1 protein-coding gene is annotated in these 1,447 nt (G+C 64.1%); it reads left to right on the plus strand.

The features are described from left to right. Positions 1–87 precede the first annotated feature (87 nt). A complete protein-coding gene (locus JMV16_RS21140; RefSeq protein WP_201496306.1) occupies positions 88–1,263 on the plus strand; it encodes an integrase core domain-containing protein in 1,176 nt (391 codons plus the stop codon). Positions 1,264–1,447: the final 184 nt, after the last annotated feature.

Genomic DNA, 1,447 nt, shown 5'->3' on the forward strand with positions numbered 1-1,447 from the left:
GGTACGACCGGGGCGGATGGGTGACACTTTTCTCGCAGCGTGCAGGTGACGAGACAGGGACGATGGACCTCCACAAGGAGGGTACCAATGCCCTGGAAGGACACCAACATCATGGAACTGCGAATTCAATTCATTACCGACTGGCTCAAGCGCACGCACACCGTGAGCGACCTGTGCGCACTGTACGGGATCAGCCGCAAGAGTGGCTACAAGTGGATCGAGCGCTACCAGCACGAAGGCCCGGACTGGGTGCTGGACCGAAGCCACGCGGCCAGGGTAGTGGCGAACAAGACGCCGCTGGAAGTGGAGCAGGCGCTGATGCAGATGAGGGCGCTGCACCCCACATGGGGAGCGCGCAAGCTGCTGCACCTGGTGGGCCTGCAGCAGCCCGCGCTGATGCTGCCCCACGAATCCACCGTATGCGACATGCTCAAGAGGAACGGCCTGATCACGGCCAAGCCCAGGCGGCGAGCGATAGGACATCCGGGGCGGCCAAGCAGCGTGACCAGCGCACCCAACGACAGCTGGAGCGCGGACTTCAAGGGACAGTTTCGGCTGGGCAACGGGCAGTACACCTACCCGCTGACGGTGACCGACAACTACAGCCGCTACCTGCTGGGGTGCCAATGCCTGGACGGGACGCTGTTGGAGCCGACCAAGGAGGTCTTCACGAGGGTGTTCAAGGAGCACGGACTACCTCGGCGCATCAAGACCGACAACGGTTCTCCCTTCGCTGCGGCCACACTGGGCAGGCTCAGCCAACTGTCGGTGTGGTGGCTGAGGCTGGGGATACTGCCCGAGCTCAGCGAGCCGGGCAAGCCGCAGCAGAACGGCCGGCACGAGCGCATGCACAGGACGCTGAAGGCCGAGGCGACGAAGCCACCGGGAGCCAACGGCAGGGCGCAGCAGAGGAAGTTCAACGCTTGGCGGCGGGAGTACAACGAAGTCAGGCCGCACGAGTCGTTGGACATGAGCACGCCGGGGTGGATGCACCGGCCATCGCCCAGGTCGATGCCCAGCAAGCTGCCGGAGATGACCTACCCCGACCGGTTCGAGGTGCGCTACGTCAGCGCCAACGGAGGCATACGCTGGCACAAGCAGTGGGTGAACGTGAGCAGCGCGCTGGTGGGCCAGCACCTCGGCCTGGAGGCGGTGGACGACGGGCTGTGGGACGTGTACTTCGGGGTAAAGAAGCTGGGAAGGCTGCACGAGCGGCACATGAGAATCGAAGACCACATGGGCCGGTTCAGGCGGTGCGCGTGAGCTGGGAGAACGCCAACCAAGGCAGGGGGTAGTGCAATGGGTACATTGCGCAACCGGGGGCCTCCGGCGGCCTGGCAGGGGCCTTGAATTAAGATCAACGAGAGAACAGCCAGTGCGGCTGTAATTCCAACCAAGTGTCACCCATCCGTCCAGAGAGAGTGTTACCTATCCGCCCGGTCGCTCA

Source organism: Rubrivivax sp. A210, from assembly GCF_904426505.1.
GTDB lineage: Bacteria > Pseudomonadota > Gammaproteobacteria > Burkholderiales > Burkholderiaceae_C > Rubrivivax.